The organism is Flavobacterium sp. FlaQc-49, from assembly GCF_044005985.1.
GTDB lineage: Bacteria > Bacteroidota > Bacteroidia > Flavobacteriales > Flavobacteriaceae > Flavobacterium > Flavobacterium cupriresistens.
The window spans coordinates 690,011-705,651 of sequence record NZ_JBIPCS010000002.1 but is presented as its reverse complement, the minus strand read 5'-3'; the positions used below and the strand labels follow the sequence as shown (position 1 = coordinate 705,651).

General features: G+C 34.8%; 14 protein-coding genes. 1 reads left to right on the top strand and 13 read right to left on the bottom strand.

Annotated features, from left to right (window positions below):
• Positions 1-14: 14 nt before the first annotated feature.
• The 7 genes from ACHRV3_RS06320 to ACHRV3_RS06290 all read right to left on the bottom strand — a co-directional run bounded on the left by ACHRV3_RS06320 (position 15) and on the right by ACHRV3_RS06290 (position 3,530).
• The gene (locus tag ACHRV3_RS06320) at positions 15-467 is read right to left on the bottom strand and encodes a CHAP domain-containing protein (RefSeq protein WP_047779225.1); all 453 of its coding nucleotides are present in this window, start codon (positions 465-467) and stop codon (positions 15-17) included.
• Positions 464-751 (bottom strand): methyl-accepting chemotaxis protein, encoded by a 288-nt coding sequence (locus ACHRV3_RS06315; protein WP_047779224.1) that lies wholly within the window; start codon positions 749-751, stop codon positions 464-466. Before ACHRV3_RS06315 ends, ACHRV3_RS06320 begins: the two co-directional genes overlap by 4 nt.
• Positions 752-2,061: 1,310 nt before the next feature.
• Positions 2,062-2,262, bottom strand: a complete 201-nt coding sequence (locus ACHRV3_RS06310; RefSeq protein ID WP_395426713.1) for a hypothetical protein — start codon at positions 2,260-2,262, stop codon at positions 2,062-2,064.
• Between the two features lie 122 nt (positions 2,263-2,384).
• Positions 2,385-2,534, bottom strand: coding sequence for a hypothetical protein (locus ACHRV3_RS06305; RefSeq protein ID WP_395433677.1), 150 nt, complete (start codon positions 2,532-2,534; stop codon positions 2,385-2,387).
• 192 nt (positions 2,535-2,726) lie between these two features.
• The gene (locus ACHRV3_RS06300; RefSeq protein WP_395433676.1) at positions 2,727-3,098 is read right to left on the bottom strand and encodes a hypothetical protein; all 372 of its coding nucleotides are present in this window, start codon (positions 3,096-3,098) and stop codon (positions 2,727-2,729) included.
• 22 nt (positions 3,099-3,120) lie between these two features.
• Positions 3,121-3,399 (bottom strand): hypothetical protein, encoded by a 279-nt coding sequence (locus ACHRV3_RS06295; protein ID WP_047779220.1) that lies wholly within the window; start codon positions 3,397-3,399, stop codon positions 3,121-3,123.
• Positions 3,396-3,530, bottom strand: a complete 135-nt coding sequence (locus tag ACHRV3_RS06290) for a hypothetical protein (RefSeq protein ID WP_395433675.1) — start codon at positions 3,528-3,530, stop codon at positions 3,396-3,398. Before ACHRV3_RS06290 ends, ACHRV3_RS06295 begins: the two co-directional genes overlap by 4 nt.
• Before the next feature lie 257 nt (positions 3,531-3,787).
• Between ACHRV3_RS06290 and ACHRV3_RS06285 the strand changes: the two genes are divergently transcribed.
• Positions 3,788-4,453: a S24 family peptidase gene (locus ACHRV3_RS06285; RefSeq protein WP_053004348.1), complete on the top strand. Its 666-nt coding sequence runs from the start codon at positions 3,788-3,790 to the stop codon at positions 4,451-4,453.
• A 946-nt stretch (positions 4,454-5,399) separates the two neighbouring features.
• Here the strand turns inward: ACHRV3_RS06285 and ACHRV3_RS06280 are convergent.
• The 6 genes from ACHRV3_RS06280 to ACHRV3_RS06255 all read right to left on the bottom strand — a co-directional run bounded on the left by ACHRV3_RS06280 (position 5,400) and on the right by ACHRV3_RS06255 (position 15,603).
• Positions 5,400-6,419, bottom strand: coding sequence for a proline-specific peptidase family protein (locus ACHRV3_RS06280; RefSeq protein WP_395433674.1), 1,020 nt, complete (start codon positions 6,417-6,419; stop codon positions 5,400-5,402).
• Positions 6,420-6,535: 116 nt separating this feature from the next.
• Positions 6,536-6,955 carry an acyl-CoA thioesterase gene (locus ACHRV3_RS06275; protein WP_395433672.1) on the bottom strand — a complete coding sequence of 140 codons (420 nt, stop codon included), beginning with the start codon at positions 6,953-6,955 and terminating at the stop codon, positions 6,536-6,538.
• A gap of 473 nt (positions 6,956-7,428) precedes the next feature.
• A complete protein-coding gene (gene nagB, locus ACHRV3_RS06270; RefSeq protein WP_230004785.1) occupies positions 7,429-9,357 on the bottom strand; it encodes a glucosamine-6-phosphate deaminase in 1,929 nt (642 codons plus the stop codon).
• A 30-nt stretch (positions 9,358-9,387) separates the two neighbouring features.
• Positions 9,388-10,182 carry a gluconate 5-dehydrogenase gene (locus ACHRV3_RS06265; RefSeq protein WP_047778140.1) on the bottom strand — a complete coding sequence of 265 codons (795 nt, stop codon included), beginning with the start codon at positions 10,180-10,182 and terminating at the stop codon, positions 9,388-9,390.
• 23 nt (positions 10,183-10,205) lie between these two features.
• Complete coding sequence (locus ACHRV3_RS06260; protein ID WP_395433671.1) at positions 10,206-11,345, bottom strand: DUF4861 family protein; 1,140 nt, start codon at positions 11,343-11,345, stop codon at positions 10,206-10,208.
• Between the two features lie 208 nt (positions 11,346-11,553).
• Entirely contained in the window at positions 11,554-15,603 is a 4,050-nt protein-coding gene (locus tag ACHRV3_RS06255; RefSeq protein ID WP_395433670.1) for a two-component regulator propeller domain-containing protein, read from the bottom strand.
• Positions 15,604-15,641: the final 38 nt, after the last annotated feature.

Genomic DNA, 15,641 nt, shown 5'->3' with positions numbered 1-15,641 from the left:
TTGATTAGTGGTCTTTACAGTCTTAAAAAGCCTTTAATGCTTTTGATTTCTCTTTTTCTTTTAGAGACTTTGTAGCCTTCGCGTCCGCCAATATCGTTGGTGTTGCCTTCAATAGTAAAAATGGCAGAAGCCGTTACCCGGTCTACGATTCCGGTATGTCCCGTTCCGTTTTTAAAATCGATAATAAAAACATCACCGGGTTGAGGTTTTGTTTGTAGTAGTAGCGGTCTGGAATTGTATTGGTCTAATACGCCTGCTGTTTTTTTGAGCGGATTTTTCATTCCCAATTGCAAAGCTGCTTGTTGCGTGCTCCAGTAAACAAAAGCCATGCACCACGGATATCCTTTTCCGAGACCAACACTTCTGAGGTAAATTTCTACTTCCGGTCCGGAATTGCTGTTTCTTGGCATTTCTTCAACACCAACCTGAGCAAGAGCAATTTCTAAGGTTTTTTGAGCTAGTGTCATTGCTGTTTTCCGTTTAGTTGTTTAAATTTTTGTAATTCATCTACCAGCTGCTGATTGATCAGCATTAATTCTCTGTGCTGTGTTTCCATATTTTTTATTGTTTCGGTAGCAGCGGTCAGTCGGGCGGTAATGTCGTCAAGTAAGTCACGGTAATATTTTACGGCACTTACGGCGTTGTCAAGTTCGGCAGCTCGGTCTTGAGCTAATGATTTTCTCATCGAGAAAAACCAGGTAATAAATGCGGCAAAAAATGCGGTAAGAGTGGGGTATAAAAACGGCTCCATTAAATGTTTGTGTAAAATTTTGTACTAGGTTAGAAAGGTTTTTGGGGAAACAGCTGTAGTGTTTTTTAAAGAATATACAGCCTGAATTTTCCGATCTAATTTCGACAGCTGTTTCCTTTTGAGACTGCAAATATTGACTAAAAAAAGACCTTAAAAAAACGGATGCCAGGCTGTCGGACATTTGTATTCTAGGACTTTACAGAGTTGTTTTGCAAATGAGAGATTGTCTTTGTTTAAAAGCCTGAACTCGATTAAAATTCAAAATTTAAATTATTGTTTGTTAGCATTTAATATCCGTTGGATGCAATTAATTTTAACACATAGAGACATAGTTAACAAAGCTTAAAAAGACGTTTTACTTTAAATAAATCACATGAGACTATGTGAGAAAATTGTGATTTTCATAAAACTTCTCTAATTGTAACTTCCAAATCTATGTTTCTATGTGTTAAAAAATATTTAGGTAAAGTACCCCAACGGATTATTTAATAGATCTATTTGTTTCCTTTAAGGTCTTTTTTGACCTTGTAGGAAAACGACAATACATAAAAATCAGTAACGTAATAATCGAACTCAGGTTAAAAGAAAAGGAGGTCGTTTTAGAAAGGAAAAAAAGCGGAACATTAGAAATTTAGAATCGGACGGATTCTGATTTCTATGATTTATTTAAGAAGGCTTGATTTGGCTTTTCATGAGCTCTTCAATTTTTTTAAGCTCAACGGTTACCGACGTACAAAGCACTTCATACAATGTGGTACGTGATATTGGATAAACTGGATAAACATATTTACGCCAGACTACAGTTGTCGGAATATCTTCTGTTTTATGTTTTAAGTACAATTCTTTGATAAGCTTATAGCGTAGTAATTTATTTTTTTGAATGCCGAGACTTCTGTTGCTTGATATAGACATGATAATAGGATGTGGTATTAGTGAAAGAATAAGAGAAAAGAAATATTTTTAGACAGGAACAATTCTGCCTTGTCTTTTGAAGGAGAATAGTTTACTAAATGTGTACTGATTTTGTTGAGATCAGAAACCATTTGATTCTTCTTTTAAAATCAAATGGTTTCTGCTTTTTCTGATGGCGAAACAAATAGCCCAAGTTTGTAAATAATTTGAGGCCGTAGTTTAGGCATGACAATTCTGTTCTGTAGTCCGTTAAGACATAGAGCAGTCTGAAAATAATAGTTTTGTATGTGTTGTTTTTAAACAGCGAAACACTGTTTTTTTATAGCACCAATTCGTAGTTTAGAGGCAAAGTGACGGTGCGTTTTTACAGAATTTTGAATTCAGGAAAGAGCTCATTGTTAACCTTTATAGGTCGCTTTAATGTGTTTTTTAAATCTTGGATTTTTAATAACACTAGTTTCATACTGATAAAAAGCCTCACGCTCCTTGACGGACAAAGCATTTTTAGAATTCCAGTTTCCAAAGCTGTCCTTAAACACGGTATGAGTATTTACCTCATAGCTTTCATGATCCGTTATTGGTTTTATTTTTACGCTCATTTCTGTATTGTTTAAAAGTGGTGTTTATTTTAAAATGAAACCAGTCACGAAATATAAGGATTGGTTTTAAATTGGTTGCAATTAGTAAAAAAGCTAAAAGCAACGATGCATAAATGTCATTATTAGGCAGCATTTGTTTGTTCGTTTTGTTGGTTAAAGAAATTAAAAGCGTATCCGTGTAAAAAATCGACAGCAGACATAGAGAGTGGAATAGTAGTTCTTGTACCGTTTTCGTTAATGGTATTTGCCTCAATGAACCAGCTTGAACGCACAGGTTTAAAGGACGATGCAATGATTTCTACACCGTCTGTAAATTCTTCATTATTAAATTCTTTGGTAAGTTTCTGAAGTTCGAGAACTCTGGAACCTTTTAAATTTCCCTTTGCATCTTTTTTAAGCAGATTGAAAACAATTTTGACAAGAGAAGCGGTTTCTTTGCTTGTAGAAAGGGATGAAATGTAATTTTAAACTTTTTCGATTCCAATTGTTGCGGTATCGTCCCAGCCTTCATTAATGCGATATCCAATTGTAATTTCTTCTTTGTCACTAGAAAAAGTATGTGACATTTGTTTTTCCTTAAAACCGTAAACCTGATTTTTTAAATCCAGAATGGTTTCAAAAAGCTGAAACGTTTCTGTTTTTACTTTGCTGATCATTTCAGAAGTTTTGTACAATTTTAAAAGTGCTTTTGGGATTGTTTCAGCCACTAGTTTTTTGTACGCTTCTCTTTCTTCATTCTTCTTATTTTCGATTTTTATTAGGGCTTCTTTTAATTGTTGAGCAGAAAATTGAGCTAAATCGATGGTTTTATTGGTCGCAATAGTTGAGGTGTTCATAGTTTCTTTAGGTTTTAAAATTTTAGGATGCGATTTCAGTTTCTTCTTTAAACGGATCTTCGTAATACGGTTTGAAATGGTACAGTAATGTCTGTTGTGAAATGTATTTTATTTTGCTTTCAATTTCCTTTGAAACCGGTCGGGGAGTTGCCCTTTCATTTTCCAGAATGTGCATCAATTGAAAACGTTCTTGATTAATGCAGATTCTTTCTCCCGATGTAAATGTTTTTTTTCTTTCTGAACAGAACTGAAGAGCCAGATATAACAGCGCAATACGTTCTTCGATTTGTTTTTTACTCATGATTTTTTCTCTAAAATGGTTTTTAATTTTTTTATATCAGATTCTATTAAATTTCTTTCAACACTGTTTGGATTTTGAATCAGCCAATTTTCCAGTTCGTGGATTTTTTCTTCAATTTGATTAGTATTCATTGTATAGGATTAAGAATTAAGTTGCTTTTTTTGTTTTGAATGTTCTTAAAAGTTTTACTTTATTAAAATCGGTTCTCATTTATGGTCACTTTTATGTTACTTTTATTTTAATGTTTTTTGAAGACTATTATTTTTTTGCTGAAATATTTTATTTTCATTCTTTTATTTCTTTACTTTGCAAATGTAGTGTAAAATAATACATCAAAACAAATAATTAACGTAAAATAATACATCTTTTTATGGGCTCTACTGAAAGAATGAAAGAATATCTTGATTATAAAGGGGTTACGCGCTATAAGTTTTGCAATGATTTGGGCTTTTCTAATAAGTTTTTAGACAATAGTAGTAATATGGGAACCGATAAAGCGTGTAAAATATTACAGCATTATCCGGAGATAAATTCGGAGTGGCTGCTTACGGGAAACGGACCAATGTTAAAAGAAAGTAACACAGATATCGTTATTATGAACAATAGCCGAAAAACCATTGATTCCTTGCATTTGAGTCAGGAAATACCATTGTATGATCTTGAAGCTGTTGCCGGCTTAAAGGAGTTGTTTAAGAGTGGAAAACCACAAAGAATTCTGGATACAATTAAGATTCCGAATCTTCCAAAATGTGACGGAGCTATTTCGGTGACCGGAGACAGTATGTATCCGTTACTGAAATCGGGGGACATTGTATTGTATAAAGAAACTGAATTTGAGAATATCTTTTTTGGAGAAATGTATCTTTTAAGTGTGAAATTAAATGACTGGGAAGAATACATTACCGTAAAATATGTTCAAAAATCAGAAAATGGACAGGATTTTGTAAAACTTGTAAGTCAGAATTCACATCATCAGTCTAAAGATATTCATATTTCAAAAATTTCAGCTTTGGCACTTATTAAAGCAAGCATTCGTATCAATACGATGATGTAACGCAACTTTGTTTTCTCAATTGAGTATAAAAAAATCGCAATTTCATTTATTTGAGATTGCGATTTTTTTATGCGAATTCACTTTTTAGGAGTACAAATAAAGCAAGTTTAAAAGTTGTAGTGAAATTTGTAAAACTGCTATTCAGCAAAATTAACAGATCTTGTGTTTTGTTTTATTATCGGTTTTCAAGTCTCTATTTTTCGCCTTTTCTCTTTGTACCTCTGTCTCTTTGAACCTTTGAACCTGATCCATAAAATCTGGAATAAAAAAACACAAAAAAAAGATTGTGAATGACTGTCGGACATCAGTATTCTATGACTTTGCATAAGTGCAAGGACAGTGAACAGTTGTCTTTTTTTTAATGATAATTGACTCATCTTTGTTGTGAAACTTGGGCTACATCCGGATCATTTGTTTTGTGAGATAAAAAACGATTGTGATTTACAACAAAGAAGTAGTGCTTTGTAATTCATTTTTTATCAATGGCTTTTAGTTCTTTTAAGTCTTATTTATTTCTATACTTCTTTCTGAAGTTTTGGGTCGGCAATCTTCGCGCGACGATTTTATTTCATAGTCTTCATTGACTTGGAGTTAAAGTGGAATTACTTTTGTATCAACTTCTTTTTACGGATAATGTCCCGCGTTTCAGGCTGCTATTTTCTTAAGGTAAGAAAGTAGCAGCTTTTTGTTATTTTTTCTGTTGTGTTTTGAATGCTGTATAAAACGAATTTTGATCAAGCCCTAAAGTTTTAGATTAGTAAAAATCTCGCAAAGCCACAAAGTTTAAAAAGGTTACGTATTCCGTTTATTCTTTCGTCTATAAAAAAACTCCATTATTTCTAATGAAGTTCTTTTACAATTAATGAGTATAATTTTTTGTCGTGTAATTTTATGAAAAGAATCTGACAAACATTGTTCTTTATGTGGTGTGGATTAGTGTTTAATGCTAAAATTTATTGGTGTCAACATCAGTAATGAATTGTGTTACTCCTTTCATAAATACTTGCTGATCATCCCACATGGCAAGATGACTTCCGTTTGGACAATATAAGTATCGTCCTTTTTGAACTAATTTACTTTGCTCTTCCATTGCTTTTGGATCCATTGTATCGTATTTTGCTCCAATCATTAGGGTTGGAATTGTAAGTTCATGTAAGCGATTTTTAATATCCCATTTTGCCAGACGACCACTTATTCCAAATTCGCTTGGACCTTGCATTATCGTGTATATTGCTCCATTGGTGTGTTTGATGGCACGGTTTAATCCGTCTGGCCATTCTTTTAATCTGCACAAATGTTCTTGGTAAAAATTAGGGATAAGAAGTTCCATGTATCTTGGGTTACCAAAGTCTTTTTTTGCTTCTAATGCTCTTACTTCTGCCAGAACTTCAGGTTTCATTTGCTTTGCCAGAACTTCATCTGCGTATTTACCATATTCCGGGGCGCTGGCCATCATATTAGAAATAAGAAGACCTTTTAGGTTTTTCTGATACTTTAATGCATATTCCATTGCCAGAATTCCGCCCCAGGAGTTTCCTAAGACATAAAAGTTAGTATGGTCGGCATTAATAGCTTTTCGAACTTGTTCTACTTCTTCTACGAAACGTTCTGTTGTCCAAAGAGTGCTGTCTTTAGGTTGATCACTGTAGTAAGAACCTAGTTGGTCGTATTCATAAAATTCGAAACCTTCGCGTTGAAAAAATGTCTCAAAGCATTCCATGTACTCATGTGTCATGGCTGGTCCTCCATGTAGTAACAATATTTTTATTTTTGGATTGTTGCCAAAACGTTTTGTCCAGACTTTAAATTCTCCAACCGGTGTTTTTATCGGAATCATTTTTACACCTGCGGTTTCTATTGATTCGTTAGTTTTGTATGTAAAATAATTGGCGAGAGCATCTGATTTGCTTTCGTTTTTACAGGAAGCGAAAAGGATAATCGTCAGTAAGAAAAGGATTGAGCGCATAGTTCTAGAGTTAAAAGGTTATGGTAGCGGATAAGTTTCTTTACGCTAAAATACGAATTAAATTTAGATGTTGACTGTGTATCAAGTGGAGTGGAATTAGTTCTACTGGGAATAAATTATTTAATTTCCAATATCGGAGCATCAGTAAAATTAGCTTTGAGTTCTTCCGGTAAATAGGGTCTGCCTCCGGTAGCTGGAATACAGGTTCCGGTAAATAATGCGGAAGCCATTATTTTTCCATTTTTTAGGATTGATTGTTTAAAATGCAATTTTGGTAGTCCACTAGGATCTGTAAAAACAGCACAAGTCACGTAAAAATTATCGTCTTTTTTAAGTGAACGAATAAACTTAATGCTGTATTCGGATAAAACCATAAATACGCCGTTTTCTGCCTGTTGTACAAAATCAAAACCTAATACCTCTTTGATGTAAGCGTGACGACATTCTTCCATATAAAAAGGATAGTACAAACCATCCATGATTCCTTGAACATCTATGTGTTCGCCTGCAGCAGTGTAATTCTTTGAATATTCCATTTTTTGTAAAGTTAAATTTAGTTTGAAACGTATTTCTGAAGCGTTTATTGTAGAATAATACTACTAAAAAACGCGTTGTTTAGTTTGTAAAACGGGTATGTTTGAGCGCTAATTTAAAAATTAAAACGCTTTAAATGCAATTATTCTTGGTTTTTTGCCGCTAATTACACGGATTTTCGCTAATTTCTTTGTGTGCCGGAAAATTAAATCATCTTACCTCCTTAATTTTTTATCCAACTTTTTTTAAGTCACAGTAAAAAAGTAATTCGTACCCCGTATTTTTTAGTTAGCCACAGATTTAAAGGATTAAAATGATTTTTTTAATCTGTGAGAATCCTTTAAATCTGTGGCAAAAAAAGCCACGAATCACACCAATTATCCCGAAAATAAATTCGCGAAAATTCGTGTAATTCGTGGCTAAAAATTTTCCTAAACTCAGAACCTTAGCAGCTCAGAATCTTAGCACCTTCTACCTAGTAATGCCATCTCACAAAAGCTTCCATCGCCGCATAAGTCGCTAAACCTAATTGCTGATACAAAGCTGCTGTTTCGTGGTTTCGGTCTTCGGCTCTTTGCCAAAATTCTCTGGCATCGGTTCCCTGAAAAACAACACCGTCTTTTTGTGATTGATGTTTGAAGATTCCATGACGTTTTGCCAAAACCTGATCCGGACTCATAGGTACCGCCATTTCTACTTCGTCAATACCCCATTCCTGCCAAGCACCACGGTATAGCCATAACCAACAGTCGTCCATAAATGATTTTGGTTTTAAGGCTTTCACGGCTTCAAAAATAGCATCTAAACATACTTTGTGTGTTCCGTGTGGATCTGCTAAATCTCCTGCAGCATAGATTTGATGTGGTTTAATTTTTTCAATTAAATCCATCGTCAATTGAATGTCTTCTTGTCCGATTGGTTTTTTCTCGATAGTACCCGTTTCATAAAATGGAAGCTCCATAAAATGAATCTGATCGTCGGTCAAACCAACAAAATGACTTGTTGCTCTTGCTTCTCCTTTTCTGATTAGTCCTTTGATATAACGCACTTCAGGGATGTCAATTTCGCTGTTCTTTTTATTTTTTAAGAAGTTAACTGCTTTTTCATAAATCGCATCGGCTTCTGGGCTTTTGATTCCGAATTTCTCATTGTAATCAATTACGAAACTTGCAAAACGCAAGGCTTCATCATCGGCAACGGCAATATTTCCTGAAGTCTGGTAGGCTACGTGTACTTCATGCCCTTGCTCTTGCAAACGCATAAACGTTCCTCCCATACTGATAATATCATCATCCGGGTGTGGACTGAAAAGCAATACACGTTTTCTGGCTGGCTCCGCTCTTTCAGGACGGTTAGCATCGTCTGCATTTGGTTTTCCACCTGGCCAACCTGTAATTGTGTTTTGTAATTTATTGAATATCTTAATATTAATATCATAAGCAGGACCTGAATCGGCCAATAAATCACTCATTCCGTTTTCGATATAATCGGCATCGGTAAGCATTAAAATTGGTTTTTTAAGATCAAGCGCCAATCCTAAAACAGCTTTACGGATTAGTTTATCACTCCAGGTTACTTTTTCTACCAACCAAGGTCTGTTGATTCGGGTTAGTTTTGAAGATGCTTCTTTATCTAAAACAAAAACAGCATTATTGTGTTCCTGTAAAAACGAAGCCGGAATCTGATTGGTCACCTCATCTTCAACCGATTTTTTGATCACATTAGATTTTCCTTCGCCCCAAGCCATTAAAATAACTTGTTTGGCTTCCATGATTTTTTTAACTCCAAGTGTAATTGCAGTTCTAGGCGTATTACTTAATCCGGAAAAATCTTTACTTGCGGCAACTCTTGTAATATGATCTAGAGCTACCAAACGCGTTTTTGAGTTTTGAAGTGAACCAGACTCGTTAAAACCAATATGTCCGTTTCCTCCAATTCCAAGAATCTGCAAATCGATTCCACCTAAAGCTTCAATTTTAGCTTCGTAATCATGGCAGTAATCTGCAATTTGTTCTTTGGTTAAAAGTCCATCGGGAACGTGGAAGTTTTCAGGTAAAATATCGACATGGTCAAACAGTAATTCTTTCATAAAACGAACATAACTGTTGATAGAATTAGGTTCCATTGGATAATATTCATCCAAATTAAAACTAATTACGTTTTTAAAACTCAAACCTTCCTCTTTATGAAGACGTACTAACTCTGCATACAATCCTTTCGGAGAAGAACCGGTTGCCAGACCCAGAATACAAGGTTTGTTTTCTTTTTGTTTGGATTGAATTAAAGCTGCAATTTCCTGAGCAACCGCTTTAGAAGCTTCATTAGAATTTTCAAAAACTACTGTATTGATGTTTTCAAATCGTTTTTCGAAGCCTGTTGCTTTGTCTACTATACTTTTTATCATTTTATATTTTTTGGATCAAGGAATAATAAACTAGTTTTCATTAGATGGTTTTCCTATAGTAGCCAAAATTCCTCCATCAACATAAACAATATGACCATTAACAAAATCACTTGCTTTTGAACTTAAAAATATGGCAGCACCTTGCAGATCATCAGGATTTCCCCAGCGTCCTGCAGGTGTTCGCTGCATGATAAATTCATTAAATGGATGTCCGTTTACTCTAATCGGAGCCGTTTGGCTGGTAGCAAAATAGCCGGGACCAATTCCGTTGATTTGAATATTGTGTTTGGCCCATTCTGTAGCCATATTTTTGGTTAACATTTTTAAACCTCCTTTAGCAGCTGCGTATGCGCTAACGGAATCTCTCCCAAGTTCGCTCATCATAGAGCACATGTTTATAATTTTGCCTCCTCCTCGGGTTATCATTCCTTTAGCAATATTTTTAGAAACTATAAACGGTCCGGTTAAATCTACTTTAATTACAGCTTCAAAATCGGAAACTTCCATGTCAATTATTGGAGTTCTTTTGATAATTCCGGCATTGTTTATTAAGATATCGATTGGACCAACTTCCGTTTCGATTTTATTAATAGCGTCGATAACCGCCTTTTCATCAGTTACATCAAATAGATAGCCATAGGCTTCGATACCTTCTGCTTTATATTCGGCAATTGCATGATCAACCGCTGCTTGCGAAGAATGATCGTTTACAACAATTTTTGCACCGGCCTGTCCAAGACCTTTGGCCATTGCCATTCCCAAGCCATGAACTCCTCCCGTAATGAGAGCTGTCTTTCCTGTTAAATCAAATAAATTAAATGACATTTTTTATATTTTATAGTTAGTAATTATTGTTTGTTTTGGCGAATAGTAATAGTCAACGGATTTTTTAATTGTTCTTGAAAATTATTTAAGTAGTCAAACCATTGCTTCGAATTAGTGATTTCTTGCGCCTTATCCCAACAGGCACCGGTATAATAGACAATTGGACTGTTATTTGTAACGGTAGTTTTGGCTAATATTTGGGTTTTATCAATCCACATGGTGGCGGTTGGATTGCTAAATAGGGAACCTACCCCTGTAGTACCATCCTGAGCAAAAGTGGGTTCCCAATAGGCAAGAATACCTTGTTGTTCGTTTAAAGAAATTACACCTGCCTCAGCTCTTTTTATGATTCCTATTACAACAGGAATTGGTTTATTATCGTCAAAAGTGTAGACGTTTTCTATTCGGTTAAGTTGTGATCCGGCATCTATAGAAATGGTTTTTGTAACTTTAATTTTAATTTTGCCGGCCTCCCAAGTGTCGTAAATAAGTTGAAAAGTGGAGCGTAAAGGACCATTGTCTAAAACTTTGTATTGATGATAATTTGCCGAATAACGAATCGTATCGTTTATATAGGGCGCCATATTGCCTGCACCTAAGGAATAGCCGACATGGTAATAATCCATTCCGTTGCCGCTGTCTACATGATAATTTCCTGTTTTATAGCGTTCATTAAGAACCATTTTTTTGGTTCGTTTTACCCAAACATCAAATCCATAGGCATCTTCATTTGATTTTTCTATTGCTTTGCCATAAGCGCGAAAAGCAATTTTATCGTTCTCCCATGCAAAGTCGTCTTTGCGTTCCGGCACATAACGGGCATAGGTTTTGGTTTCAAATAAATTGGGTTTGCCTTTTTGGAGCATAAGATTTAGAGATGATTTTGGCTTCACATCGATTTGAATCAATACATTTTGAATTGTAGATTTACCAAGATGTTCCAACTGGTACGGAACCTGTTTTTTTGTATTTTGATTAATAATCACAAAATTTGCGGTGTCTATCTCGGGAAATGCAGTTGTAATGTTTTCCCATTTAATGGCGGTCACAGCTTCTTGTCTTGCTATAGTCGAATTGTTTTGAATCGTAATAATTGCCTTTGCTTGCCCAAAAAAGAGCGTAGGAAAAAGGAAGATCAGGCCTATCAATTGAATGGATTTCATATGGTTTGTTTTTATTTATTTTTAAGTTTTTTTAGATGAAAATCACTTCTTTAGCAGTTCAAATACAGCACGAGAGAGGGTACTCGTTTCCAAATGATTTGCCATTTGGACGAGATTAAACTTCGATAAATTTGAATTTACAATTAAACGCTTCGTTGCCGGAAAGTGTTTAATGACGAAGGGAATAGTATATTATTTTTTTATGTTTTTAGTCACTTTCATTTATGTCATCTGTTTTTGCTAAATATTCGCTTGGCATACAGCCATAGTGCTGTTTAAATGCTGTCGAAAAGTAAGAAGGAGAATTAAAACCACACATATAGGTAACCTGAGCAATGGTATAACGCCTGCTTTCCATTAATTCTACCGCTTTTTTGAAACGGATTCTTTTTATAAAATCGATTGCTGACTCTCCTGTAATAGCTTTGAATTTAAGGTACAGATTGGAACGGCTCATACCTATTTCTCTACTGAACTGATCTACCGAAAATTCTGAATTGGCCAGATGTTCTTCGACGATGTTGATCGCTTGTTTTAGAAATTCTTCATCAAGAGGGTTAAAGGCAATGTTTTCCGGAATCATTTCTTTACCAATTGAATAATGTTCTTTCAACCTTTTACGGGAACGAAGCAGGTTTGTTATTTTTGCAGCTAATAAAGGAGTTGAAAAAGGTTTTGTAACATAATCATCTGCGCCCATTTCTAATCCTTTGATTTGTTGGCTGGTTTCGGTACGTGCTGTTAATAAAATCAAAGGAATATGAGAGGTATTGATGTTCTGTTTTACTCTCTTGCAAAAATGCAGACCATCAAGTTCATGCATCATAATATCGCTTATAATCAAATCAAAAGGATGTATTTCCAGTAATTCTAGGGCCGCTTGACCATTTGAGGCTGTACTTACTTCATAGATTGTACTAAAATAGTCCCGCAGATAATCTAAGATTTCGTCGTTATCATCAACAATCAATAATTTTATAAGCTGTCCGCTTTCCTTGATTTCATTTTCCTCCGGAAAAGTATCATCTTCACCATCAACTTCACTATCATTGGTTATTGATAATTGATATAAGGAATCCTCTGCTTGCGAATCGTTTTTATAAATGAAATCTGCTGTAGGTATAGAAACTGTAAAAGTACTGCCTTTGTCTTCTGCACTTTCGACCGTAATTTTACCGTGATGCAGTTCTACCAAACGTTTGGTAAAAGCCAAGCCAACACCGGAACCCAGATTCATTTCGCGATTGTTTACCTGATAAAAGCGATCAAAAACTTTAGATAAATCCTGTTCACTTATACCAACACCGGTATCGGTAACTTTTATGGCTATACTATCAGTAACTTTTAAAAGTTCTATCTGTATGGTTTGGTTGCTTTTGGTGTATTTGAAGGCATTAGACAAGAGGTTAAATAAAATTTTCTCCATTGCATCCTTATCAAAGAAAAAGGTAAGGTTGGTTTCGTTGGTATGAAAAGTATAATGAATGTGGTTTTTTTCTGAAAGTGGTTTGAAGGACTGATAGATTTCATGGGTAAAACTTACAATATCACTTTTGCTTACTTTAAGTTGTTTTGTCCCCATTTCGGTTTTTCTAAACTCAAAAAGCTGATCTACTAAATTGTACAATCGTTTTGCATTGATAAACATCAATTCGTGTTTCTTTTTTGTGATTTTATCGGTAAAAGGCATTTTTAATAATTCTTCTAAAGGAGCCAAAATCAAAGTTAAAGGTGTTCTAAGTTCGTGTGATACATTGGTGAAAAAATCCATTTTAACCTGATTAATGTAATTGGCTTTTTCCTTATCAATGCGCTCTAATTTTAACTGCTGTAAGGCTTTTATCCTTTCTTTTAGTATTCGAAAAGCGATATAAGCGGCTGCGGATACTACTAGTAACAGCAATAAAGAAAACCAGAATGTTTTATACCAAGGTGGTAATATTTTAATTTTTAAAGTTCTAATCGAACTCATTTCTCCATTTGGACCAACGGCTTTAATTTGTAATTTATAATCGCCGGCCGGTAAGTTGCTATAGCTGATTTTTAATTCTTCAGTACGTTGCCAATCTTTATCCTGACCTTCTAACTTGTAATAATAATAAGTACGATTAGAAGAGATATAATTAAAAGTGTTGAAAAAGATGCTGAATTGCTTGTATTCAGGTCCAATTTCCAACACATTTACCTGATCGATATGCTTTTCCAGAATGTCAGTTTCATCTGCTACCGCAACAACTTTATTTAAAACTTCCAGGGCGGTAAAACTAAGTTTAAGAGGAAGCGGACGTTGTTTGATCTTTTTAGGATAGAAGTAGGAAATCCCCTTTATACCTCCAAAGAGCATCATTCCATCTTTGGCTTTGCAAAACGAATATTCATTAAATTGTTTGTTTTGCAGTCCATCACTTTCATCAAAATTTTGAACAGTGCCCTTATCCGGATTGAATTTTACCAGTCCGCGATTGGTAGAAATCCAAAGATTTCCATCATCATCTGAAAGTATTCCGTAGATTGTTTCTTCGGTAAAATCTTTTCTTGTTTTAAAACTGGTGAAGGTTTCTTGTGCTTCATTGTATAATAAAAGTCCTTCCCGGGTTCCAATCCAGATTCGGTGTTTTTGATCTTCAGTAATACAATTTATAATATCATCACTGGGTTTGCCGTGTCCTACAACTCCAAACAAAAAATTATCAGGATAAAATAGGGTCACTCCATTTGTGGTTCCAATCCAGATGCGATGTTTGCTGTCTTCAAAAAGGAAATTAATATTGTCTGAAACAAGTCGTTTTCCTGCTTTATCAAGAAGGATATGTGTAAATGATTTCTTTTCTATATGAAATTGATCCAGTCCGGATTTTGTACCTACCCAAATACGATTTTTAGAGTCTTTAAGAATGCTGTACACCAAATCTCCCGCAATAGAATTTGGATTGTTCTCATCATGACGAAAACGCTCTACCATCCCGCTGTTGGGATTAAGTAAATTTAAACCTCCATTATGTGTACCGGCTAGTACATTTCCGTTATCATCAAATGCAATTGCCTTAATATTATTAGAACTTAAACTTTTTGGATTGTTTTCACTGTTAGAAAAATAGGTAATGGTATTGGTCGTTTTATTCCAATAATTTATTCCTTTATCGTTGGTTCCAATCCAAAAGTTGCCTTTTGTATCTTGTTTAATGACACCTATAACTTCATCATTTAAAGAAGGTTTGCCTGAGTTTTGACTTAAAAGATTGAAATTAATATCATTTTTATGGTAGTAGTTTAATCCCGCATAATACGTTCCGAGCCAGATACCGTTTTGTTTGTCTTTGAAAAAACAGCGCACAGAATTCTGACTAATCGTAAAAGGCTGTGCTATTTGATGGTAATAATTTTTAAAAGTGGAATTGTTGGGATTAAAAATAGTAAGGCCTTTAAAAGTGCCCAGCCAAATATTTCCTTCTGTATCTTTGCCAACACATCTAATATTGTTATCTGCGGCACTGTTTGGGTTGGTCGTATGCAGTAACGAAGTAATCTGTTTGGTTTGCGTGTTGTATGTTAGTACTCCGTCACCTTCCGTTGCAATCCAGAGTTTGTTTTTATCAATGTATACATCATTTATATAAGGCTTTTTTTTGCCTAAATCAATTTTTACCAATTGATGTACTGCAGGTTTCAGTTTAAACAGACCAACATCTGTACCTAAAATAATTTGCTGCTGCCAAATCCCGACATAGTTGATTTTTTTTATTTCATGAGAGGAAGCATTGAATTTTACCGGAGTGAAATTTTTGCTTTGTGGACTTAATAAAAAAACATCTCCGGCATTAGAAACTGCCCATATTTGATGCAAATGATCTTCTGCTATAGAAGAAATAAACCATTCTCCCAAGCTGCCGGGAAGTTTGTAATTTACAAAGCTGTCTGTGTTATAGTTGTAAATGCTGACTCCTTTGTTTCCTCCAATCCATAATTGCCCTTTGTGATCTAAGAATAAACTGCGGATGTAATAGGACTGCAGACTGTTCTTTTGACTTTTTAAAGGACGATATACTTTAAATCGTTTACTATCGTAGCGATTTAACCCATCTTGAGTTCCCACCCAAATAAATCCCAGTTTATCCTGCTGTATGGCAAATACAGAGCTTTGTGACAAACCTTTGTCTACGGAGATATTACGGAAATTACGATCCGGTAATTGTGCATAATTCTTAGATGGAAAAAGAACAATGCACAGTATAGCGAGGATGGTAAGTTTTTTTCTCATAAGGGGTATTTGTCGGTTCCGTTTTTTTAAATAGCGCT

Coding starts and splice junctions, on each gene's coding strand:
- ACHRV3_RS06315 (WP_047779224.1), bottom strand. CDS start 751: ATGGAGCCGTTTTTATACCCCACTCTTACCGCATTTTTTGCCGCATTT.
- ACHRV3_RS06275 (WP_395433672.1), bottom strand. CDS start 6,955: ATGGAATATTCAAAGAATTACACTGCTGCAGGCGAACACATAGATGTT.
- ACHRV3_RS06290 (WP_395433675.1), bottom strand. CDS start 3,530: ATGAATACTAATCAAATTGAAGAAAAAATCCACGAACTGGAAAATTGG.
- ACHRV3_RS06265 (WP_047778140.1), bottom strand. CDS start 10,182: ATGTCATTTAATTTATTTGATTTAACAGGAAAGACAGCTCTCATTACG.
- ACHRV3_RS06285 (WP_053004348.1), top strand. CDS start 3,788: ATGAAAGAATATCTTGATTATAAAGGGGTTACGCGCTATAAGTTTTGC.
- nagB (WP_230004785.1), bottom strand. CDS start 9,357: ATGATAAAAAGTATAGTAGACAAAGCAACAGGCTTCGAAAAACGATTT.
- ACHRV3_RS06280 (WP_395433674.1), bottom strand. CDS start 6,419: ATGCGCTCAATCCTTTTCTTACTGACGATTATCCTTTTCGCTTCCTGT.
- ACHRV3_RS06320 (WP_047779225.1), bottom strand. CDS start 467: ATGACACTAGCTCAAAAAACCTTAGAAATTGCTCTTGCTCAGGTTGGT.
- ACHRV3_RS06255 (WP_395433670.1), bottom strand. CDS start 15,603: ATGAGAAAAAAACTTACCATCCTCGCTATACTGTGCATTGTTCTTTTT.
- ACHRV3_RS06260 (WP_395433671.1), bottom strand. CDS start 11,345: ATGAAATCCATTCAATTGATAGGCCTGATCTTCCTTTTTCCTACGCTC.
- ACHRV3_RS06300 (WP_395433676.1), bottom strand. CDS start 3,098: ATGAACACCTCAACTATTGCGACCAATAAAACCATCGATTTAGCTCAA.
- ACHRV3_RS06310 (WP_395426713.1), bottom strand. CDS start 2,262: ATGAGCGTAAAAATAAAACCAATAACGGATCATGAAAGCTATGAGGTA.
- ACHRV3_RS06295 (WP_047779220.1), bottom strand. CDS start 3,399: ATGAGTAAAAAACAAATCGAAGAACGTATTGCGCTGTTATATCTGGCT.